We start from the raw sequence: 21,691 nt of genomic DNA, 5'->3' as shown, positions 1-21,691 counted from the left end.
GGCGATGAAACGAGGCTTTCCCAACTCGTAAAATTGCGTTAACAGGCCCCCTAAGGCCCCGATCGTGAAGGAGAAGAGTATGTTCAGGTCACTGATTCTTGCAGCGGTATTACTGGCTTCGGCCCCGCTGGTCGCCACTGCTGGCGAAATCACCCTGTTGCCATCAGTAAAATTACAAATTGGCGATCGTGACGACTACGGCAGATACTGGGACGGTGGCTACTGGCGCGACCGTGACTACTGGCACCGTCACTATGAGTGGCGCGGCGACCGCTGGTGGAAACATGATAATGGTTTGCACCGCGGCTGGTACAAAAACAACGCCTACGAGCGTGGTTATCGCGAAGGCTGGAACGACCGTGATGACCGCCGTGGCGGCTGGGATCGCGGCGGTAAAGGTCGCGGTGGACATGGTCACGGCCACGGTCGTCACTAATCTAAAAAAGGAGCCTCCCGGCTCCTTTTTCTTTTATAACCCCAATGCCGTGCCTATCAGTAACCACAGGTTCAGCGCCACTACCACAACCACGATGACCCATCCGGTCCGTTTCACCAGCGTGGTGTTAACCAGTTCGCCCATCAGATGTTTGTTGCTGGTAAAGATCAGCAGCGGCACCAGCGCAAGTGCGATCCCGAAGCTCAGCAGCACCTGGCTCATGACCAGAATGCGTGTTGGGTCCAGCCCCATCAGGATCACCACAAATGACGGCAACATTGTGACGGTGCGACGTACCCACAGCGGTATATGGAAGCGGACGAACCCCTGCATGACCACCTGCCCGGCCAGTGTTCCTACCACCGTAGAGGAGAGACCTGCCGCCACCAGGCTTAAGCCAAATATGGTCGCAGCCGCATGGCTCAGTAACGGCTCCAGCGTCAGATAGGCCTGATCGAGATCGGCAATGCCGGTGTGACCGTTAAAATGGAACGCTGCGGCAGCGGTAGCCATCATCGCCAGATTCACAAAACCGGCAATCGTCATGGCGATAGCCACATCCCATTTGGTTGCCGAATAGCGTTCTTTGCGCGTCCCCCCGTGCAGGTGCTGGGTTAGCGAGGAGTGAAGGTAAATCACATGTGGCATGATGGTCGCCCCCAGCACCCCGGCAGCGAGGAACACCGCTTCAGAGGTTGGCAGGCTTGGGATAACCATCCCTTTACCGAGCTGCGCCAGGTTTGGCTGCGAGAAAATCAGTTCGACAATATAGGCCGCAGCGACAAACAGCAGCAGGCCGCCGATGACTTTTTCCAGCGGTTTTTGCCCCCGACGCTGCAGCATCAGAATAAGGAAGGTGGCAATGCCGGTAAGCACCGCCCCCTGCAGCAGTGATACGCCGAGGATCAGCTTGAAACCAATTGCCGCACCAATGAATTCGGCAAGATCGGTTGCCATCGCAATGATTTCCGCCTGGATCCAGTACAACCATACCGCCGGGCGCGGGTAATGATCGCGGATCTGTTCCGCCAGGTTTTTACCGGTGGCAATACCCAGTTTCGCGGAAAGCATCTGAATCAGCATAGCCATCAGGTTAGCCCAGACCACCACCCACAGAAGCTTATAGCCAAAGCTGGCCCCAGCCTGAATATTGGTCGCAAAATTGCCTGGATCGATATAGCCAATGGCAGCGATGAACGCAGGTCCCATTAATGCGAACCGCAACTTGCGCGCTGCTCTGCCACTGCTACCCTCTACGCGACTGTTTGTCATTTCTGCCTCTGAAATATAGCCTTTGCTATGTTTAATGCTATCAAAATGAGAATGATTATCAAGATCATTTGTAACGGTTGCAGTGATTTCTCTGATAGCTTTGAACGATAGACAGGCGGGTAAGCGGGGGCGCTCTAACAGAAACCGAAATCGCGCGCTCTTTTGTGAAGACTAGCACACAAACTTAACTTTTCACTCATTTACCTAACATAACAAAAATGTATTGTGGATCACTATTTTTGAGACTCGTCACAGGATGTAACTATAGTGTGTCCTTGATCTCGTTTTCTTTTCGGTTGTTACATAGAATGTGCACGAAAATTAAACCTGCCTCATATTTGGAGCAAATATGGACCGCGTCCTTCACTTTGTCCTGGCACTCGTTGTCGTTACTGCGCTTGCGTTGCTGGTCAGCCATGACCGTAAAAAAATCCGCATTCGCTTTGTTGTTCAGCTTCTCGTTATTGAAGTTTTGCTCGCGTGGTTCTTCCTGAACTCCAACGTGGGGCTTGGCTTCGTAAAAGGCTTCTCCGAAATGTTCGAAAAACTGCTCGGATTCGCTAACGAAGGGACGAACTTTGTCTTCGGTAAAATGAACGACGAAGGGCTGGCGTTCTTCTTCCTGAAAGTACTTTGCCCAATCGTCTTCATCTCTGCGCTGATTGGTATTCTGCAACACATTCGTGTTCTGCCGATTGTGATCCGCGCCATTGGTACCGTACTGTCCAAAGTTAACGGTATGGGTAAGCTGGAATCATTCAACGCCGTCAGCTCCCTGATTCTGGGCCAGTCAGAGAACTTTATCGCGTATAAAGATATTCTCGGCAAGATGTCCCGTAACCGTATGTACACCATGGCCGCAACAGCAATGTCCACCGTTTCCATGTCTATCGTGGGCGCGTATATGACCATGCTGGAACCAAAATATGTGGTTGCTGCTCTGGTGCTGAATATGTTCAGTACCTTTATCGTGCTGTCACTGATCAACCCATACCGTGTTGAGGAAGGCGAAGAGAACCTGCAGATGGCAAATCTGCACGAAGGTCAGAGCTTCTTCGAAATGCTGGGTGAATATATTCTGGCGGGCTTTAAAGTGGCGATTATCGTTGCCGCGATGCTGATCGGCTTCATCGCCCTGATCTCTGCCCTGAACGCCCTGTTCGCCGCTGTTCTGGGCATCTCCTTCCAGGGCATCCTGGGCTACATCTTCTATCCTGTTGCCTGGGTGATGGGTGTCCCTGCTCACGAAGCGCTGCAGGTTGGTAGTATCATGGCGACCAAACTGGTTTCTAACGAATTCGTTGCAATGATGGATCTACAGAAAATCGCCAGCACGCTCTCTCCACGTGCGGAAGGCATCCTGTCCGTGTTCCTGGTTTCCTTCGCGAACTTCTCGTCCATCGGTATCATCGCCGGTGCGATTAAAGGTCTGAACGAAGAACAGGGTAACGTTGTTTCTCGCTTCGGTCTGAAACTGGTTTACGGCTCAACGCTGGTGAGCGTACTGTCAGCGTCTATCGCAGCACTGGTACTGTAACCCGTCACGTTATATGAGAACCGGGAGCCTGGCTCCCGGTTTTTTTATGCCTGCAGTGCGTCAAGCGGCGTCGGTTTGCCTATCAGGTATCCCTGCAGGTAATCCACACCAAAGCGCAGCAGCATGTCACGTTGCGCCGGCGTCTCCACATATTCAGCCACCACACACAGTGATTTGGTTTTTGCCAGATTACAAATCGACTGCACAATCATCGCGTCCATGTCGTCGGTACAGATATCTTTAACAAAGCAGCCATCTATTTTAATGATATCCGCCTGAAGGCGTCTGAGTCGTTCGTAGTTGGCATAGCCGGTACCAAAATCATCAATCGCGATACGGAACCCACGATCCCGTAGCTGCTGAAGGTTTTTGATACTGCTGCCAGAGTTCGAGAAGGCCTGCTCTTCCGTGATCTCAAGGACAACGTCCTGCGGCGCGATACCATAGTGTTCGAACAACGCGCTAATCTCGGTAGCCACCTCTTTTTGCATCAGCGTCAGAGGCATCAGATTGACAGAAAAGCGAGTGCCACCCTGCGACGGAGGATGATCGCGCAACCACAACAGCAGTTTTTCCAGCACGCACATATCAAAGCGGTGGCTCAGGTTAAACTGGGCAATCAGCGGGATGAAGCGGTCAGGCGTGATAATCTCTCCCTCGCTTTCCATGCGCGCCAGTATTTCGTAATAACCACTGCCGTCCGCTTTTTGGATCGGCTGGGCATATAAATGAAACTGACCGGCATCCAGGGCATGTTTAATACGCGCTAACATCAGCACCCGTTCTGTGGTTTGCCCCGACGCGGCCTCCAGGCTATTGGTGAGCGCGAGTACGTTATGCGCTCCGCATGACTGCTCGGCCAGCCAGCTCAGTTGGCCCAGCGTATGGTGCAAGTTCTCGCCGTTTTCGACCATTCCCCAGGATGCGCCAAACTCTATATCCAGCCCCGTGTTGTTCCAGTAAATTTTTCGGCTATTTAATTGATCGACCATATGCTGCAGCCGTTCAGCGGTTTCAGGCCCCAGCAATACAATGACCAGCTCGCTGCCTGGCAACTGGAAGAGCTTCTCATCTTTCTGCAACAGCGGCTGCAGGGAGGTGGTTACCCTACGTTTGCAATGCACCCGCATGAGAATGCCGTAGTGGCGACTTAAAAATTCCAGGTTGTCCATCCGCAGGCAGCAGATTTTTGCATCCGGCTGAGCCTGAAGAAACTCTTCCAGCGCCCGAATATTCGGTAAACCAGTCAGCGGGTCGGTCAGCGCCCTGTCCTGCCAGTCCTGCTTCAACCAGTTGCTTCGCTGGTAGAGCCGCGACATGTAAAGCAGACAGATAGCGAAAGAGATCAGCACAGACAGGATAAAGGAGAGTGAATGCCCAGATTCGACGCCATTAAGGAAGTTGTAGTTATAGGTCAACAGCAGCAGAGCGGATGCAGCCCACAGTAAAGAGATGAGCGCATAGCTGAGGCGACTGATACCTAGCGTAAAGAGAATAAAAATGACTGGCATTAAATAGCCAGCAATAACCGGTGACTCAAATGGCGCACATAACACGGCAAGGGTGAAAATTAAAAAAGCCAGCCAGATGAATACATACAAAGATTTTTTATGAAAAAACACTGGCTTCACGCTCCGCAGCCAGAAGGTTCTGACATAGCGGGGATTAATTATCATTCTTAATGGATAATAGAACATCATGGTGAAAATCAACGCTGCGCATATCAAGCTTTGAATATCAACGATGTTATAAATTACGGTGCCTTCGCCAAAGAATGTTGAGATAGTCACGGGAAAATCAAATAAAAAGCCAGCCAGATACATCAACCCTTTAATGCCTATCGGCACCATAAAGCCCAGCCAGAATATACGTTGCCCAATGTGTTTATTCGGCACGCAGTGGCGCCAGCGCTTGCCCAGCACAAGGCGCAGGACACCGCAGGCAGCAAAAACAGAAAACGTCTGACAGATCAATAATACTAAATATTGTAGTGGTGCTAAATTAATATTGTAAATGTTAGCAATAGTGAAACTTAAAAGAATGGGAATGATTGCCCGGCGCCCAAATAACAAAATGACGGCCAGCATAACGCTTAACGGCAGCCATGCCAGATAAACATCATGACCATTTACTATAGCGCGTGGAGAGATATAACGGGAAAAGGGCACCGTAATCAAACACAGCGCCAGAGCAATCATAAATATCTTTACATTATTGTAAGTTTTTCTATTCATTAAGTTGGATAATCTGTTTTACCATGCAAATTATTGGCCGGACGGATAATAGGTTTATTAATTGCTCGAATCAAGTTGAAGTCCATTTATAGACTCGTTTATTGATTTGGATTGAGGCGAGGTATAGGAACGCTGCTAATTTGGCAACAAAAGAGGGTGAAGGTCGTTACAAAGACATAAAAAAAACCCCCGTCTTTCGACGAGGGTTCAAATTTTGGTGGAGCTAAGCGGGATCGAACCGCTGACCTCTTGCATGCCATGCAAGCGCTCTCCCAGCTGAGCTATAGCCCCACATGTTACTTTACTTACCCTACTCTGTTGGGTTCAGAGTTTGGTGGAGCTAAGCGGGATCGAACCGCTGACCTCTTGCATGCCATGCAAGCGCTCTCCCAGCTGAGCTATAGCCCCATCGTAAAGCTGTCATGTTGACGGGCGGCATAATATGAATTCCGCTGCGGAGTGTCAACGGCAAAATCAATCACTGCCGTTCAATCGCCGAAAAATCATGCAAATGAACCACTTTGCGAGCCGCCTCGCAGTCAGGAGTTAAGCCTGTCACGTTTTCACCTAAAACGGTGCTATAAAATGAACCGTTAATTGACCCCACAAATATTCAGGAAATTGTATGATCAAGGAACGAATGACGCCAGAAGAGTTAGCCCTCCTCACTGGCTATAGCCGCCAGACCATCAATAAATGGGTACGCAAAGAGGGTTGGGTTACATCGCCAAAACCGGGAGTTCAGGGCGGGAAAGCGCGCCTGGTACATGTGAACGAGAAAGTGCGTGACTTTATCCGCAGCGCGCGCCGGGCAACGGAAACCGCAGATATGCCGGAAAATGCATTGCAAAACGGTTCTCTGCACACATTACTTCTGACGCTGGCGAATGAAATGACGCCGGAAGAGCAAAAGCAGATGACATCGCTGTTACTGCGGGAAGGGATTACCGGATTGTTGCAACGTTTAGGGATTCGCGACCATAACTGATATGAAAAGATTACGCAGCAAAATGACCACGGAAGAGCTGGCGAACAGCCTGGGTGTTGCCCGGCAAACCGTTAACCGCTGGATTCGTCAGCAGGGCTGGAAAACCGAAGGGATCAATGGCGTGAAAGGGGGACGGGCGCGGCTGATCCACATTGATGCTCGGGTGAAGGAGCATATCATGAACCTCCCTGCCATTCGCAACCGTCAGGCGGTTTACCACCTGGCAGAAGCAACGATGCCCTATGGCGATCCTGCGTCATCGAATCTGCTCGTGCAGATTGTCGACACGCTTGAAAACATGACGCAGCTGGAACAGGAGCGACTGCACGTGTTGCTAAAACGCGAAGGCATCAGCGGTTTTCTTACGCGCCTGGGTATTGCTGAATTACACGCATAAAAAAACGGCAGGTTACCCTGCCGTTTTTGCATCTCAGGCTGTTTTACTGCTGGTTTTCACGTTCAGCAATAAATCCCAGAGCCTTGTTAATGCGCGCCACGCTGCGAGACTTACCGATCGCGTGAACGGTAACATCCAGCGCCGGAGACTGACCCGCACCGGTCACCGCTACGCGCAGTGGCATACCTACTTTACCCATACCGACTTCCAGTTCGTCAGCGGTAGCCTGAATCGCATGATGCACATTCTCGGCGGTCCACTCAGTGAGGGCAGCCAGTTTGTCACGTACCACTTCCAGCGGCTGACGCGCAACAGGACGCAGATGTTTCTTCGCGGCATCCGCATCGAACTCATCAAACTCTTCATAGAAGTAGCGGCAGCTTTCGGCGATCTCTTTCAGCGTTTTGCAACGCTCGCCGAGCAGTTTCACCAAGTCCGCCAGCTCAGGGCCAGTACGGGTATCAATATTGGCCTGCTCAATGTGCCACTGCAGGTAAGTCGCCACATATTCCGGCGGCATGGTATTGATGTAGTGGTGGTTCAGCCACAGCAGCTTGTCAGTGTTAAATGCACTGGCGGATTTGCTCACAGAGTTCAGAGAGAACAGATCGATCATCTCTTCGCGGCTGAAAATTTCCTGATCGCCATGAGCCCAGCCCAGACGCACCAGGTAGTTCAGCAGCGCTTCCGGCAGATAGCCGTCGTCGCGATACTGCATAACGCTGACCGCACCGTGACGTTTAGACAGCTTTTTACCGTCGTCACCGTTGATCATTGAAACGTGCGCATAGACCGGAACAGGGGCATTTAACGCTTTCAGTATGTTGATTTGACGAGGGGTATTGTTGATGTGGTCTTCACCACGGATAACGTGGGTGATTTCCATGTCCCAGTCGTCAACCACCACGCAGAAGTTATAGGTTGGAGAACCGTCGGTACGGCGGATGATTAGATCGTCCAGCTCCTGGTTGCTGAATTCGATTGGGCCACGGATCTGGTCGTCAAAAATAACAGAGCCGTCCTGTGGGTTAGCAAAACGCACCACGCAAGGTTCATCAGCGGCATGCTCGCTGTGGTCATGGCGGCAGCGGCCGTCGTAACGCGGCTTTTCGCCGTTCGCCATCTGCTCTTCACGTAGCGCATCCAGGCGCTCTTTAGAGCAATAGCATTTGTATGCCGTACCCGCGACCAGCATCTCGTCAATTACCGCGTTATAACGGTCAAAACGTTTGGTCTGGAAGTAAGGACCTTCATCCCACTGCAGATTCAGCCAGTTCATCCCATCCATAATGGCTTCAATTGCTTCCGGCGTGGAGCGCTCGAGATCGGTGTCTTCAATACGCAGCACGAACTCACCTTTGTTGTGGCGTGCAAAAAGCCAGGAATAGAGAGCAGTACGTGCACCACCGACGTGCAGGTAGCCTGTCGGGCTGGGCGCGAAGCGAGTTTTGATTTTCATGAAATGGCCTTACGTTATAAAGATGCCGGCAATCGGCAAATCCTGGGGAAAAAACGATGGGCAATATTCTATCACTGTGCGGCGATTCCTCAATGTCGATCCCTTTATCGTGACCGAGTTTGCTGTTTTTGTTTAGAAATCATGCGCCACAGCCCATTTCACGATCGTTTTGTTTAATTTTACGACGAACGAATAAAAACTTTAGAAAATGCGTTGACTCATTTTCAACTCTCCCTATAATGCGACTCCACACAGCGGGGGTGATTAGCTCAGTTGGTAGAGCATCTCCTTTACACGGAGGGGGTCGGCGGTTCGAGCCCGTCATCACCCACCATCTACTTCACGTAGACTCGCAGTGTAGATAAGAATTGAGATTGGGCGATTAGCTCAGTTGGTAGAGCATCTCCTTTACACGGAGGGGGTCGGCGGTTCGAGCCCGTCATCGCCCACCATTCTCACCTTATCGCAGCAGTTCCGAAATGGGCGATTAGCTCAGTTGGTAGAGCATCTCCTTTACACGGAGGGGGTCGGCGGTTCGAGCCCGTCATCGCCCACCATTTCGGGTCGTTAGCTCAGTTGGTAGAGCAGTTGACTTTTAATCAATTGGTCGCAGGTTCGAATCCTGCACGACCCACCAATGTAAAAAAGCGCCCTAAAGGCGCTTTTTTGCTATCTGCAATATAGATGATTCGAACCTGTCGAACAGAAGCTTCTTATTATAAGTCTGACCGCTCCAGCCTGCCTAATGCCCTGCCAGATATAGCAGTTTTCCTCAAGCTCCCACCATCGGTGCCGATATCTCTGTTTTATGGTAAGAGGAAAGACTATGACGACCATTCAGACATCAACCCACCCTATTCAAACCAGTAACAGTGGTGGGAGTGCTTCCAGTGGCAACGATATTGCTGCCCAAATCAGCCGCATTACGGAGCAAATCACCAAACTAACTCAACAGCTAAAAGAGCTTCCAGAGAGTGCCGGCAGCCCGGAAGAGAAGAAAAAACAGCAGGAGCTCATTCAGGCACAGCTTAAAGTGCTGCAGACACAGCTTGCACAACTATTGCGCCAGCAGGCGGAAGAGGCCCAGAAGAAACAAGATCAGAAGCAGGGCAAAGTGGAAGGGGTAAACAACCCATCAGATGTCAATCAGATCGATATTTACATCTAATCATCTGCAGCATTAAACAGTGGGTCGCGTATGCGGGCTTCGGTTAACCGTTGCGCCTGGATACGCACCACTTCCCAGATAGCCTGTGCCGCCCCCGAAAGAGAACGATTTTTTCGTCGAACCAGCATCAGCTTTCTGTCAACCACCGGGGTCAACCGTCTTACAGCCAGCCGGCTCCCCTGTGGCAACGGCAGCGCCAGGGCAGGCAATACGCTGATCCCAATGCCTGCCTCAACCATAGGAAACAGCGTAGCCGGGTGACCAATCTCCTGCACGATGGTTGCTTTTACCCCCTGAGCATTCAGCGCGGAGTCAATCAATGGACGGCTGCCCGATGCATAATCCTGTAATACCAGTTTCGCGCCCTGCAGCGTCTGCCAGCTGACATGAGGCAGCATTGCCAGCGGATCGTCGTCCCGACAGAGCAGCAAAAAAGGCTCAGAAAGCACAATCTCACACTCCAGGTCACTCACCTGGCCGGGATCGATGACGATGCCAAAATCCACATCGCCCTGGCGGATGCTCTCCAGCACCCACTGTTGCGGCCTGTCGTGCAGCACAAAATCGATATCCGGATAGCGCTGGTTACCCTCAGCAATACACTGCGGAATAAGATGCGCCGAAATCGTCTGGCTTGCTGCCACCCGTACGGTGCCAGAAAGCTGCTGCCCCAGTCTCCCGACATCCCTGAGCGTGCTGTTCAGTTCATCCAGTAACCGCTCCAGTCGCAGTGCCAGCTGCTGTCCGGCTTCGGTTAATACCACTTCACGCGTGGTGCGGTCGAGTAGACGCACACCTGTCTGGAGTTCTAGTTCTTTCACACTGTGGCTGACGGCCGACTGGCTCAGGCCAATGATCTCCCCTGCCCGGCTGAAGCTGCGGGCATGGGCCACGGTGACAAAAACGCGAAGCTGACGTAAGGAATAATTCATCTGTTTAATTCATGAATAGATGCAATAAATCAATTTTATTTCTCAAAGGGAACAAAGCACAATAGCGACATCTGTTTTCAGGAGTCATTATGAAACTATTTCGTATTCTTGATCCGTTTACACTTACCCTGGTCGTCACCGTTTTACTGGCCTCCTTCTTCCCCGCACGCGGCGGTTTTGTGCCATTCTTTGAAGGACTCACTACCGCGGCCATCGCGCTGCTGTTCTTTATGCACGGCGCCAAACTCTCCCGCGAAGCCATTATCGCAGGGGGAAGCCACTGGCGACTGCACCTGTGGGTCATGTGCAGCACCTTTATTCTTTTCCCAATACTCGGCGTGCTGTTTGCGTGGTGGGCTCCGGTCAATGTTGACCCGGCGCTCTATACCGGTTTCCTCTACCTCTGTATTTTGCCAGCCACCGTCCAGTCCGCGATTGCCTTTACTTCGCTGGCAGGCGGCAACGTCGCGGCCGCTGTCTGCTCGGCATCGGCATCAAGCCTGTTAGGGATTTTCGTCTCGCCGCTGCTGGTTGGCCTGCTGATGAATATGCACGGTGCAGGCGGTAATCTGGAGCAGGTCGGGAAAATCTGTCTGCAGCTGCTTCTGCCATTTGTCCTTGGTCATCTTTCTCGTCCGTGGACGGGGGCGTTTGTGGCGAAGCACAAGAAATGGATCTCAAAAACCGATCAGACGTCGATCCTGCTGGTGGTTTACTCCGCCTTCAGCGAAGCTGTGGTGAATGGTATCTGGCATAAGGTGGGCGCAGGCTCGCTGCTGTTTATCGTAGTGGTCAGTATCGTCCTGCTGGCGATTGTCATTGCGGTAAACGTCTTTGTGGCACGCAAGTGCGGCTTCAACAAAGCAGACGAAATCACCATTGTGTTCTGCGGCTCGAAGAAGAGCCTGGCAAACGGCATCCCGATGGCCAACATTCTGTTCCCGACCTCGGTGATTGGGATGATGGTACTGCCGCTGATGATTTTCCATCAGATCCAGCTGATGGTCTGTGCAGTACTGGCGCGTCGTTATAAACGTCAGACGGAAAAACTGGCGCAGGAAGAGACCCGCGCCGCGAAGGCTTAAGGACGTTTCAGGGGCTGAACCAGCTGGGTCAGCCCCTCGGTTTTAATCAGTAGCGTGATGGCCATCAGCTCGCCCAGTCGTCCCGCCGGGAATTCATCCTTTCGGGCAAACCACAGAAGGTACTCTTCCGGCAAATCAATCAGCCTGCGGCCCTTATATTTACCGAACGGCATCTCTGTATTGGCGATCTCGACGAGCTGCTCTTTTTCCACGTTACTCTCCCAGCAGACGCATCATTTCTGCTTCATCGATTACCTCAATCCCGAGCTCCTGCGCTTTTGCAAGCTTGGAACCGGCGGCTTCCCCGGCGATCACCAGATCCGTTTTCTTCGACACGCTGCCCGCCACTTTTGCCCCCAGTGCCACCAGACGCGCCTTCGCATCATCCCGTGAAAGCTGGCTGAGACTGCCGGTCAGTACTACCGTTTTACCGGCAAACGGGCTGTCGATCTCTTCGGCATTGACGACGACCGGCGCAGGCCATTTAATGCCCTGCTCCAGCAGTTTTCCGATGACGTCGCGGTTGCTCTCTTCGGCAAAGAAGTTAAAGACGTGCGTGGCCACCACAATGCCAACATCAGGCACTTTTTGCAGCTCCTCAATGCTCGCTTTCTCCAGCGCGTCCAGCGTGCCAAAGTACGCCGCCAGACCTGCTGCGGTGGCTTCACCCACCTCACGAATACCAAGCGCATAGAGGAAACGGGCAAACGTGGTCTCTTTGGCGGCTTCCAGCGCATTCACCACATTCTGAGCCGACTTCGGCCCCATGCGGTCAAGACCGGTCAGCTTACCCGCCGTCAGTTTGAAAAGATCCGCAGGCGTGTGGACATACTCTTTCTCAACCAGCTGGTCGATAATTTTGTCGCCCATGCCGTCAACGTCCATTGCCCGTCGGGAAACGAAGTGCTTGAGTGACTCTTTACGCTGCGCGCCACAGATTAATCCCCCGGTACAGCGAGCCACCGCTTCGCCTTCCACACGCTCTACGTCTGAGCCACATACCGGGCAATGCGTCGGAAACACGATGGCGCGCGTATCATCAGGGCGCTCTGACTGAACCACGTTGACGACCTGCGGGATCACATCTCCCGCCCGGCGAATCACCACTTTGTCACCAATACGCAGGCCAAGACGCTCGATTTCATCCGCGTTATGCAGCGTGGCGTTGCTCACCAGCACACCGGCCACGTGCACCGGCTCCAGACGCGCAACCGGCGTGATGGCTCCGGTACGACCCACCTGGAACTCCACATCGCGGACAAAGGTCATCTGCTCCTGGGCCGGGAATTTAAACGCCACAGCCCAGCGTGGTGCTCGCGCCACAAAGCCTAGCTGCTCCTGAAGCGCAAGCGAGTTAACCTTGATCACCACACCATCGATATCAAAACCGAGCGTCGGGCGGTCTTCTTCAACCTTGCGATAAAACGCAAGAACCGCCTCCGGTGAGTCGCAAAGCTGCACGCGGTTGCTGACCGGCAAGCCCCACGCTTTAAACTGCAGCAAACGCCCGAGGTGGGTGTCCGGCAGCTCCCCTCCTTCCAGAATACCGACGCCATAGCAGAAGAAAGTAAGCGGTCGCTTCGCGGTAATACGCGGGTCCAGCTGGCGTAAAGAGCCTGCCGCCGCGTTGCGCGAGTTCGCAAACACCTTCCCACCGGTGCGACGCGCCTCTTCGTTGATTTTCTCGAAGCCCGCCTGCGGCAGGAAAACTTCACCGCGCACTTCCAGACGAGCAGGAATATTGTCGCCGTGCAACTTCAGCGGGATCGCGCGGATGGTACGCACGTTGGTGGTGATGTCTTCCCCGGTGGTGCCATCACCGCGCGTTGCGGCACGGACCAGCACGCCGTTTTCGTAGAGGATGCTGACGGCCAGGCCATCCAGCTTCAGCTCACAGCACCAGGTCAGGGCGTCGCTGCTTTTGAGTCGATCCTGCACACGCTTATTAAAGGCGAGAAAGCTCTCTTCATCGAAGACGTTATCCAGAGAGAGCATCGGCACTTCATGACGTACCTGGCTGAACGCACCTAGCGGTTCAGCGCCGACACGTTGGGTTGGGGAGTCCGGGGTGATCAACTCCGGGTGCTGCGCCTCTAAATCGCGCAGTTCACGCATCAGGCGATCGTACTCCGCATCCGGCACTTCCGGTGCGTCCATCACATGATAAAGATATTCATGATGGCGAAGCGTGGTTCGCAGTTCAGTGATTTGTTGTTCGATTGAGTCCATATCGCACCATCAATGAGAAAAAACCCCCGACAGGCGGGGGTTGAGGAGGAGTTAAAGAAAACGCGTCGATTACGCGTTGGCTTCCTTAACTTCGCGGATGCGGTCCTGATACTCGCGCAGTTTCTGCGGCGTCATCATGCGACGCTGGTCGTCGAGCACCACACCACCGACTTCGTCAGCGATGTGCTGAGCGGACTGCAGCATCAGCTTAAAGTTTTGCAGTTCGTCACCGTAAGACGGAACCTGCATAAAGATCGTCACGCCCGGCGTCACGAAATCGCCCGTCATTTCAGGGTCGAAGGTGCCAGGGTTAACCATGTTGGCCAGGCTAAACAACGCCGGGCCGCTACCGTCCGGGCTCAGGTGGCGATGGAAAATATTCATGTCGCCAAACTTGAAGCCAGCCTGTTGAATACTGTTAAGCAGCACGTCACCGTTCAGATGGCTGCCGTGATGGGCGGCCACGTTCATGATGATCACCGCTTCTTCACGCTGCGGTTTTTCAACAACCGGTTCTGGCTCTACAACGGGCTCTGGCTCAACCTGCGGTGCCGGGGCTGGCTGTGCTGCAGGCTGCGCCTGAACAGGCTGTTGCGGCGGTTGCTGTACCGGCTGAGCAGGCTGCGGTTGTACAGGCTGCTGCACGGGTTGCTGTGGAACCGGCTGCGGCGCAGCTGGCTGCTGTTGAACAGGCTGCTGCGGCGGCTGACGCACCGGCTCTTCCACAGGCTGCGGCGCAGGCTGGCGCGGCTGTGCAGAAGCATACGGCGGTTGATACTGGTGCTGCGCAGTACGGGGGGCTTCATGCTCCCCATGAGCCGCGCCGGGCGCAGTATTGACCCGATGAACACGAACTTCACCCACGCCGTCGTCATCGCGATCGTCGATGTCATATTCACTTTCATCGTCGTCACGACTGGACTTCATGCGCTTCAGTGGGCGATCGCGAAACATAGAAGAACGCTCTTTACGGCTGGTCCAGAAACCATGTACCAGTAAAGCGATTATGGCGATCGCGCCAACAATGATTAATATCAGACGCAAATCCTGCATCATTATATTCTCTGTTGTTCTAACACCTTGCCACCACGGCAAACATTTACTCACTAAGAGTATTTGCCGTTTACGTCAAGTGCAAGTGTGTGCAGAGCATTCACAGCATAAAGATGAACTAAATCGTGCTTTTTGCTGTTTTTTCGAACATTTCCGAACTGGTCATTGGTCCGTAACTGGATAATATAGGCGGGCAATTCCACTGGTTGTGAAAAAAGGAGTACAGCCTGGTTATGGTTTCAACATCTTCTTCTCCCCCACGCAGCGGCGTCTGGTATTTTTCTCAGGGCTGGAAACTGGTCTCCCTGCCGGGTATTCGACGTTTCGTCATTCTGCCCTTGCTGATCAACATTATTCTTATGGGCGGCGCCTTCTGGTGGCTTTTCACGAAGCTTGAAAGCTGGGTCCCGGCCATGATGAGTTATGTACCTGACTGGCTGCAGTGGCTAAGCTATCTGTTGTGGCCACTCGCGGTGATTTCTGTGCTGTTGGTGTTCGGCTATTTCTTCTCAACGATTGCCAACTGGATTGCCGCGCCGTTTAACGGCCTGCTGGCGGAACAGCTCGAAGCGCGTCTGACAGGTGCCACGCCACCGGACACGGGCGTGCTGGGGATCATGAAAGATATTCCGCGCATAATGAAGCGCGAATGGCAAAAATTCGCCTGGTATCTCCCCCGTGCAATTGTACTGCTTCTCCTTTATCTGGTGCCCGGTATCGGCCAGACGGTGGCGCCTGTGCTGTGGTTCCTGTTCAGCGCCTGGATGCTGGCTATTCAGTACTGCGACTACCCGTTTGATAACCACAAGGTGCCCTTCAAAGAGATGCGTACCGCGCTGCGCACGCAGAAAGTGGCCAATATGCAGTTTGGCGCGCTTACCAGCCTGTTCACCTTGATCCCCTTCCTTAATCTTTTCATCGTGCCCGTTGCAGTGTGCGGCGCAACGGCAATGTGGGTCGACTGCTACCGTGCTAAGCACGCGTTATGGAAGTAATGCAAAAATGTGTAAACAAGGGATGGCTTATGCTGTCCCTTATTCCATACTGATCCCCATTATTTCCTTGCAGTATATAGATATGCGAATTCCTTACTTCCCCCTACCTGCTTAGCAGGTATGCTGGGTCGGTATCCCAATTTCATACAGTTAAGGACAGGCCATGAGTAAGATTTATGAAGACAACTCGCTGACTATCGGTCATACGCCCCTGGTTCGACTGAACCGTATCGGTAATGGACGCATTCTGGCGAAGGTCGAATCCCGCAACCCGAGCTTCAGCGTAAAATGCCGTATCGGTGCAAATATGATTTGGGATGCCGAAAAACGTGGCGTGCTCAAGCCAGGCGTTGAGCTGGTGGAGCCTACCAGCGGCAACACCGGTATTGCGCTGGCCTATGTGGCTGCGGCGCGTGGCTATAAGCTGACGCTGACCATGCCTGAAACCATGAGCATCGAACGCCGCAAGCTGCTCAAAGCGCTGGGCGCAAACCTGGTGTTGACCGAAGGCGCGAAAGGCATGAAAGGTGCCATTCAGAAAGCCGAAGAGATTGTTGCCAGCGATCCGGCGAAATACCTGCTGCTTCAGCAGTTCAGCAACCCGGCAAACCCGGAAATTCACGAAAAAACCACCGGCCCGGAAATCTGGGAAGATACCGATGGCCAGGTTGATGTGTTTATCTCCGGCGTGGGTACCGGCGGTACGCTGACCGGTGTGTCACGCTATATTAAAGGCACGAAAGGTAAAAAAGACCTGATCACCGTGGCCGTTGAGCCGACCGACTCGCCGGTTATCACCCAGGCGCTGGCGGGTGAAGAGCTCAAACCGGGCCCGCACAAGATTCAGGGTATCGGCGCAGGCTTTATTCCGGGTAACCTGGATCTGAAGCTTATCGATAAAGTCGTCACGATCACGAACGAAGAAGCCATCTCGACGGCACGCCGCCTGATGGATGAAGAAGGTATTCTGGCCGGTATCTCTTCCGGCGCGGCCGTTGCGGCGGCGCTCAAACTTCAGGAAGATGAGTCCTTTACCAACAAGAATATTGTGGTTATCCTACCTTCGTCAGGTGAGCGTTACTTAAGCACTGCACTGTTTGCCGATCTGTTTACCGAGAAAGAACTGCAACAGTAATGCCAGCATGTTAATAACGCGTAAAAAAGCACCTTTTTAGGTGCTTTTTTGTGGCCTGCTTCAAAGTTTTACCCCTCCTGGCATTGATTCACCCCGTTGGGTCTGGTATTTAAACCAGCAATTATTTTGATGCGTGAAATTAATCAGCGAACGAAATACCCTTGCTGAATCGATTTTATGATTTGGTTCAAGTCTTGCTTTCGCTGCATAATGTTTAATGACGATCGAAACGTCAGCGCTAACAATACAGGCTAAAGTTCAGTCGCCAGGCTAGACTTTAGTTCCACAACACTAAACCTATAAGTTGGGGAAATACAATGTTCCAGCAAGAAGTTACCATTACCGCTCCGAACGGTCTGCACACCCGCCCTGCTGCTCAGTTTGTTAAAGAAGCGAAAGGCTTCACTTCTGAAATCACTGTGACTTCCAACGGCAAAAGCGCTAGCGCAAAAAGCCTGTTCAAACTGCAGACTCTGGGCCTGACTCAGGGCACCGTTGTCACTATCTCTGCTGAAGGTGAAGACGAGCAGAAAGCAGTTGAGCATCTGGTAAAACTGATGGCTGAGCTCGAGTAAGTTTCCGGGTTCTTTTAAATATCAGTCACAAGTAAGGTAGGGTTATGATTTCAGGCATTTTAGCATCCCCGGGTATCGCTTTCGGCAAAGCATTGCTGCTGAAAGAAGACGAGATCGTCATCGACCGGAAAAAAATTTCTGCCGACAAGGTTGATCAGGAAGTTGAACGTTTTCTGAGCGGTCGTGCCAAGGCATCTGCGCAACTGGAAGCAATCAAAACTAAAGCTGGCGAAACTTTCGGTGAAGAAAAAGAAGCTATCTTCGAAGGGCACATCATGCTGCTCGAAGATGAGGAGCTGGAGCAGGAAATCATAGCCCTGATTAAAGATAAAGGCATGACGGCCGACGCGGCTGCGCATGAAGTTATCGAAGGTCAGGCATCTGCCCTGGAAGAGCTGGACGATGAATACCTGAAAGAGCGTGCGGCTGACGTACGTGACATCGGTAAACGCTTGCTGCGCAACATTCTGGGTCTGGCCATCATCGATCTGAGCGCGATTCAGGACGAAGTGATCCTGGTTGCCGCTGACCTGACCCCGTCAGAAACCGCACAGCTGAACCTGAACAAGGTGCTGGGTTTCATCACCGACGCCGGTGGCCGTACCTCCCACACCTCAATCATGGCGCGTTCTCTGGAACTGCCTGCCATCGTGGGTACCGGTAACGTCACCACTCAGGTGAAAAACGACGACTATCTGATTCTGGATGCCGTAAACAACGTGGTTTACGTCAACCCAACTAACGATGTGATCGAGCAACTGCGTACCGTTCAGGAGCAGGTTGCCACTGAGAAAGCGGAACTCGCTAAACTGAAAGACCTGCCAGCCATCACGCTGGACGGCCATCAGGTAGAAGTGTGCGCTAACATCGGTACCGTACGCGACGTCGATGGCGCTGAGCGCAATGGCGCGGAAGGTGTGGGTCTGTATCGTACTGAATTCCTGTTCATGGACCGTGACGCCCTGCCAACTGAAGAAGAGCAGTTTGCGGCGTACAAAGCGGTGGCTGAAGCCTGTGGCTCTCAGGCCGTTATCGTCCGTACCATGGACATCGGTGGCGACAAAGAGCTGCCGTACATGAACTTCCCGAAAGAAGAGAACCCATTCCTGGGCTGGCGTGCAGTGCGTATCGCCATGGATCGTAAAGAGATCCTGCGTGACCAGGTGCGTGCGATTCTGCGTGCCTCTGCTTTCGGTAAGCTGCGCATTATGTTCCCGATGATCATCTCTGTTGAAGAAGTGCGTGCACTGAAGAAAGAGATCGAGATCTACAAACAGGAACTGCGTGACGAAGGTAAAGCATTTGACGAGTCAATTGAGATCGGCGTAATGGTGGAAACACCAGCAGCCGCGACCATTGCGCGTCATTTAGCCAAAGAAGTTGATTTCTTTAGTATCGGCACCAATGATTTAACGCAGTACACCCTGGCAGTTGACCGTGGTAATGATATGATTTCACATCTCTACCAGCCAATGTCACCGTCCGTACTGAACTTGATCAAGCAAGTTATTGATGCTTCTCATGCAGAAGGTAAATGGACTGGCATGTGTGGTGAGCTTGCAGGCGACGAACGTGCTACACTTCTGTTGCTGGGTATGGGTCTGGACGAATTCTCTATGAGCGCCATTTCCATCCCGCGCATTAAGAAGATTATCCGTAACACGAACTTCGAAGATGCGAAGGTGTTAGCAGAGCAGGCTCTTGCTCAACCGACAACGGACGAGTTAATGACGCTGGTTAACAAGTTCATTGAAGAAAAAACAATCTGCTAATCCACGAGATGCGGCCCAAATTACTGCTTAGGAGAAGATCATGGGTTTGTTCGATAAACTGAAATCTCTGGTTTCTGATGATAAGAAAGACTCCGGAACTATTGAGATTGTTGCTCCGCTCTCCGGCGAGATCGTCAACATCGAAGACGTGCCGGATGTAGTGTTTGCTGAGAAAATCGTTGGTGATGGCATTGCTATCAAACCAACTGGCAACAAAATGGTTGCTCCAGTTGACGGCACCATCGGTAAAATTTTTGAAACCAACCATGCGTTCTCTATCGAATCTGATAGCGGTATCGAACTGTTCGTTCACTTCGGTATCGACACCGTTGAACTGAAAGGCGAAGGCTTCAAACGTATCGCAGAAGAAGGCCAGCGTGTTAAAGTTGGCGACCCGGTGATTGAATTCGATCTGCCACTGCTGGAAGAAAAAGCCAAGTCTACCCTGACGCCGGTTGTTATCTCCAACATGGACGAAATCAAAGAGCTGATCAAACTGTCTGGCAGCGTCACCGTGGGTGAAACCCCGGTTATCCGCATCAAGAAGTAATTCTTGCCGCACAGAAAAATGGCGCCTTCGGGCGCCATTTTTGTTTATGCGGGGAGGATAAGCTCGTCGTAACCTTTCGACTGCGTATAGATCATGACGTCAGTCACCCGATCGCCTGCCATGCGTATGGCGTCAGCAACGGTTTTCCCCCCCACGATACCGCTGACCAGTTCTGAACAGAACAGATCGCCCGTTCCTTTCAGATCCGTCTCGACGCGCGGGTGCGCGCTTACGGTAACGCCCTCTTTACTCACCAGCACGACGTGAATATTCTGCGGGTCGTCGGCCACCGGCGCACTGGTTATCGCCACCCATTTCAGCGTATCGGAAAGCAGCCCCTGCGCGGCGGCGATGGCGCTCTCTGGCGTGCGGCACGGTTTACCGCTTAACACTTCCAGTTCGAATACGTTGGGCGTAATGCCCTGCGCCAGCGGCAGCAGATGCTCACGATACGCCTCAGGAATATCAGGTTTAACGTACATACCGCTGTCGATATCCCCGATCACCGGGTCAACCAGCACCAGCAACTCCGGGTGTTGCACTTTGATCGTCTTCAGCCACTGCGCCAGCAGAACAATCTGGCTGGCGCTGCCCATGTAGCCAGTGGTGACCGCCTTAAGCTCGCGCAGGATCTCGCGCTCTTCCAGCGCCTTCAGGTAGCCGCTGAACCACTCATCGGGGATCACCCCGCCGTAAAAGGTGTCATAGTGCGGCGTGTTGCTGAACAGCACCGTCGGCACGGCGGTCACGTTAAGCCGGTGGGTACGAATATTGGGTACCGCAATGCTGTTCCCCACGCTGCCGTACACCACCTGCGACTGCACCGCGACAATATCGGTTTGCTGCGCCCGGGTCTTATCCCGGAATAAAATCATCTCCATGACGCTTAAATCCCCGCCCCCTGCGAATAACTCTCTTCGCCAAAGACGCCGGTAGACAGATAACGATCGCCGCGATCGCAGATAATCGCCACCACCACTGCACCAGGGTTCTCCTGCGCCACACGCATCGCACCTGCTACCGCGCCACCCGAGCTAACCCCGCAGAAGATGCCTTCGCGTACCGCCAGCTCGCGCATGGTATTTTCCGCCTCGCGCTGATGAATATCCAGCACCTGATCCACCAGCTGAGCATTAAAAATGCCCGGCATGTATTCCGCAGGCCAGCGACGAATACCCGGAATGCTGCTCCCCTCTTCCGGCTGCAGGCCGACAATGGCGACCGGTTTTTCCTGCTCGCGCAGAAAACGCGACACGCCGGTGATGGTGCCGGTGGTGCCCATGCTGGAGACAAAATGGGTGATACGCCCGTCGGTTTGTTGCCAGATTTCCGGGCCAGTGGTCGTGTAGTGGGCGTAGGGATTATCCGGATTATTGAACTGATCCAGCAGTTTGCCTTCACCGCGCTCAGCCATCGCCAGCGCCAGGTCGCGCGCCCCTTCCATCCCCTGCTCTTTGGTCACCAGTATCAGTTCAGCACCGTAAGCCCGCATCGCGGCGCGGCGCTCCTGACTCATGTTGTCCGGCATCAGCAGCTTCATGCGGTAGCCTTTCAGCGCGGCAATCATCGCCAGCGCAATGCCGGTATTCCCGCTTGTGGCCTCAATGAGCACGTCGCCTGGCTTAATTTCACCGCGCTTCTCAGCCTGGACAATCATCGACAGCGCCGCGCGGTCTTTGACTGACCCCGCCGGGTTATTGCCTTCGAGTTTGACCCAGATTTCGCTGCCGTTGTCAGGCCCCATGCGCTGAAGCTTGACCAGTGGAGTGTTGCCGATGGTGTGTTCGAGTGTATTCACGATTTTTACTCAATAAAAAAGCCGGGTGGCGCTTCGCTTACCCGGCCTACAAGACGCAGTTTTAGCTGTAGGCCCG

Annotated in this window: 20 protein-coding genes and 6 tRNA genes; 15 read left to right on the top strand and 11 right to left on the bottom strand. The window is 53.0% G+C overall.

Going from position 1 to position 21,691, the window contains the following annotated elements; translation table 11 throughout:
- The first annotated feature begins 79 nt into the window (after nucleotides 1-79).
- Nucleotides 80-436 carry a DUF2502 domain-containing protein gene (locus tag M8370_RS08635; protein ID WP_013098185.1) on the top strand — a complete coding sequence of 119 codons (357 nt, stop codon included), beginning with the start codon at nucleotides 80-82 and terminating at the stop codon, nucleotides 434-436.
- Between the two features lie 33 nt (nucleotides 437-469).
- On the opposite strand, the gene M8370_RS08630 is transcribed toward M8370_RS08635, so the two are convergent.
- Complete coding sequence (locus M8370_RS08630) at nucleotides 470-1,708, bottom strand: Nramp family divalent metal transporter (protein ID WP_038984362.1); 1,239 nt, start codon at nucleotides 1,706-1,708, stop codon at nucleotides 470-472.
- Nucleotides 1,709-2,057: 349 nt separating this feature from the next.
- Between M8370_RS08630 and M8370_RS08625 the strand changes: the two genes are divergently transcribed.
- A complete protein-coding gene (locus M8370_RS08625; protein ID WP_013098187.1) occupies nucleotides 2,058-3,245 on the top strand; it encodes a NupC/NupG family nucleoside CNT transporter in 1,188 nt (395 codons plus the stop codon).
- A 44-nt stretch (nucleotides 3,246-3,289) separates the two neighbouring features.
- Here the strand turns inward: M8370_RS08625 and M8370_RS08620 are convergent, their stop codons facing one another.
- The 3 genes from M8370_RS08620 to M8370_RS08610 form a co-directional block, all read right to left on the bottom strand.
- Nucleotides 3,290-5,479, bottom strand: a complete 2,190-nt coding sequence (locus tag M8370_RS08620; RefSeq protein WP_044157883.1) for an EAL domain-containing protein — start codon at nucleotides 5,477-5,479, stop codon at nucleotides 3,290-3,292.
- A gap of 215 nt (nucleotides 5,480-5,694) precedes the next feature.
- Nucleotides 5,695-5,770 (bottom strand) — tRNA-Ala (locus tag M8370_RS08615).
- A 41-nt stretch (nucleotides 5,771-5,811) separates the two neighbouring features.
- Nucleotides 5,812-5,887: transfer RNA gene (locus tag M8370_RS08610), tRNA-Ala, on the bottom strand.
- 217 nt (nucleotides 5,888-6,104) lie between these two features.
- Between M8370_RS08610 and M8370_RS08605 the strand changes: the two genes are divergently transcribed.
- Complete coding sequence (locus tag M8370_RS08605) at nucleotides 6,105-6,467, top strand: YfeC-like transcriptional regulator (RefSeq protein WP_250020767.1); 363 nt, start codon at nucleotides 6,105-6,107, stop codon at nucleotides 6,465-6,467.
- Between the two features lies 1 nt (nucleotide 6,468).
- Nucleotides 6,469-6,864 (top strand): YfeC-like transcriptional regulator, encoded by a 396-nt coding sequence (locus M8370_RS08600; RefSeq protein WP_013098190.1) that lies wholly within the window; start codon nucleotides 6,469-6,471, stop codon nucleotides 6,862-6,864.
- A gap of 43 nt (nucleotides 6,865-6,907) precedes the next feature.
- Here the strand turns inward: M8370_RS08600 and gltX are convergent, their stop codons facing one another.
- Nucleotides 6,908-8,323, bottom strand: a complete 1,416-nt coding sequence (gltX, locus tag M8370_RS08595) for a glutamate--tRNA ligase (protein WP_038420306.1) — start codon at nucleotides 8,321-8,323, stop codon at nucleotides 6,908-6,910.
- A 258-nt stretch (nucleotides 8,324-8,581) separates the two neighbouring features.
- Between gltX and M8370_RS08590 the strand changes: the two genes are divergently transcribed.
- The 5 genes from M8370_RS08590 (at nucleotide 8,582) to M8370_RS08570 (ending at nucleotide 9,491) form a co-directional block, all read left to right on the top strand.
- Nucleotides 8,582-8,657 (top strand) — tRNA-Val (locus tag M8370_RS08590).
- Nucleotides 8,658-8,699: 42 nt separating this feature from the next.
- Nucleotides 8,700-8,775 (top strand) — tRNA-Val (locus M8370_RS08585).
- A gap of 29 nt (nucleotides 8,776-8,804) precedes the next feature.
- A tRNA-Val gene (locus tag M8370_RS08580) sits at nucleotides 8,805-8,880 on the top strand.
- Nucleotides 8,881-8,884: 4 nt separating this feature from the next.
- Nucleotides 8,885-8,960 (top strand) — tRNA-Lys (locus M8370_RS08575).
- Between the two features lie 189 nt (nucleotides 8,961-9,149).
- Entirely contained in the window at nucleotides 9,150-9,491 is a 342-nt protein-coding gene (locus M8370_RS08570; RefSeq protein WP_013098192.1) for a FlxA-like family protein, read from the top strand.
- On the opposite strand, the gene M8370_RS08565 is transcribed toward M8370_RS08570, so the two are convergent.
- The gene (locus M8370_RS08565; RefSeq protein ID WP_013098193.1) at nucleotides 9,488-10,423 is read right to left on the bottom strand and encodes a LysR family transcriptional regulator; all 936 of its coding nucleotides are present in this window, start codon (nucleotides 10,421-10,423) and stop codon (nucleotides 9,488-9,490) included. The two genes, M8370_RS08570 and M8370_RS08565, sit on opposite strands and share 4 nt — an antisense overlap.
- 89 nt (nucleotides 10,424-10,512) lie before the next feature.
- Between M8370_RS08565 and M8370_RS08560 the strand changes: the two genes are divergently transcribed.
- The gene (locus M8370_RS08560; RefSeq protein ID WP_029883927.1) at nucleotides 10,513-11,508 is read left to right on the top strand and encodes a bile acid:sodium symporter family protein; all 996 of its coding nucleotides are present in this window, start codon (nucleotides 10,513-10,515) and stop codon (nucleotides 11,506-11,508) included.
- On the opposite strand, the gene M8370_RS08555 is transcribed toward M8370_RS08560, so the two are convergent.
- The 3 genes from M8370_RS08555 to zipA form a co-directional block, all read right to left on the bottom strand.
- Nucleotides 11,505-11,720 (bottom strand): DUF3820 family protein, encoded by a 216-nt coding sequence (locus M8370_RS08555; protein WP_003861328.1) that lies wholly within the window; start codon nucleotides 11,718-11,720, stop codon nucleotides 11,505-11,507. The two genes, M8370_RS08560 and M8370_RS08555, sit on opposite strands and share 4 nt — an antisense overlap.
- Nucleotide 11,721: 1 nt before the next feature.
- Nucleotides 11,722-13,737, bottom strand: a complete 2,016-nt coding sequence (ligA, locus tag M8370_RS08550) for an NAD-dependent DNA ligase LigA (protein WP_250020766.1) — start codon at nucleotides 13,735-13,737, stop codon at nucleotides 11,722-11,724.
- Nucleotides 13,738-13,806: 69 nt separating this feature from the next.
- Complete coding sequence (zipA, locus tag M8370_RS08545; protein WP_250020765.1) at nucleotides 13,807-14,793, bottom strand: cell division protein ZipA; 987 nt, start codon at nucleotides 14,791-14,793, stop codon at nucleotides 13,807-13,809.
- Nucleotides 14,794-15,023: 230 nt separating this feature from the next.
- On the opposite strand from zipA, the gene cysZ reads away from it, so the two are divergent.
- The 5 genes from cysZ to crr all read left to right on the top strand — a co-directional run bounded on the left by cysZ (nucleotide 15,024) and on the right by crr (nucleotide 19,817).
- A complete protein-coding gene (cysZ, locus tag M8370_RS08540; RefSeq protein ID WP_155022729.1) occupies nucleotides 15,024-15,785 on the top strand; it encodes a sulfate transporter CysZ in 762 nt (253 codons plus the stop codon).
- Between the two features lie 163 nt (nucleotides 15,786-15,948).
- Nucleotides 15,949-16,920: a cysteine synthase A gene (gene cysK, locus M8370_RS08535; protein WP_013098198.1), complete on the top strand. Its 972-nt coding sequence runs from the start codon at nucleotides 15,949-15,951 to the stop codon at nucleotides 16,918-16,920.
- 317 nt (nucleotides 16,921-17,237) lie between these two features.
- Nucleotides 17,238-17,495: a phosphocarrier protein Hpr gene (ptsH, locus tag M8370_RS08530; RefSeq protein ID WP_000487600.1), complete on the top strand. Its 258-nt coding sequence runs from the start codon at nucleotides 17,238-17,240 to the stop codon at nucleotides 17,493-17,495.
- Between the two features lie 44 nt (nucleotides 17,496-17,539).
- The gene (ptsI, locus tag M8370_RS08525) at nucleotides 17,540-19,267 is read left to right on the top strand and encodes a phosphoenolpyruvate-protein phosphotransferase PtsI (protein ID WP_013098199.1); all 1,728 of its coding nucleotides are present in this window, start codon (nucleotides 17,540-17,542) and stop codon (nucleotides 19,265-19,267) included.
- Between the two features lie 40 nt (nucleotides 19,268-19,307).
- Nucleotides 19,308-19,817, top strand: coding sequence for a PTS glucose transporter subunit IIA (gene crr / locus M8370_RS08520; RefSeq protein ID WP_003861316.1), 510 nt, complete (start codon nucleotides 19,308-19,310; stop codon nucleotides 19,815-19,817).
- A gap of 44 nt (nucleotides 19,818-19,861) precedes the next feature.
- Here the strand turns inward: crr and pdxK are convergent, their stop codons facing one another.
- Nucleotides 19,862-20,698 (bottom strand): pyridoxine/pyridoxal/pyridoxamine kinase, encoded by an 837-nt coding sequence (gene pdxK, locus M8370_RS08515; RefSeq protein WP_048972563.1) that lies wholly within the window; start codon nucleotides 20,696-20,698, stop codon nucleotides 19,862-19,864.
- 5 nt (nucleotides 20,699-20,703) lie between these two features.
- A complete protein-coding gene (gene cysM, locus M8370_RS08510) occupies nucleotides 20,704-21,615 on the bottom strand; it encodes a cysteine synthase CysM (RefSeq protein ID WP_013098201.1) in 912 nt (303 codons plus the stop codon).
- Between the last annotated feature and the right edge of the window lie 76 nt (nucleotides 21,616-21,691).

It is taken from the genome of Enterobacter cloacae complex sp. OE43NF, assembly GCF_023544405.1.
Classification (GTDB): Bacteria; Pseudomonadota; Gammaproteobacteria; order Enterobacterales; family Enterobacteriaceae; genus Enterobacter; species Enterobacter cloacae.
This window is presented reverse-complemented; position numbering and strand designations above follow the sequence as displayed.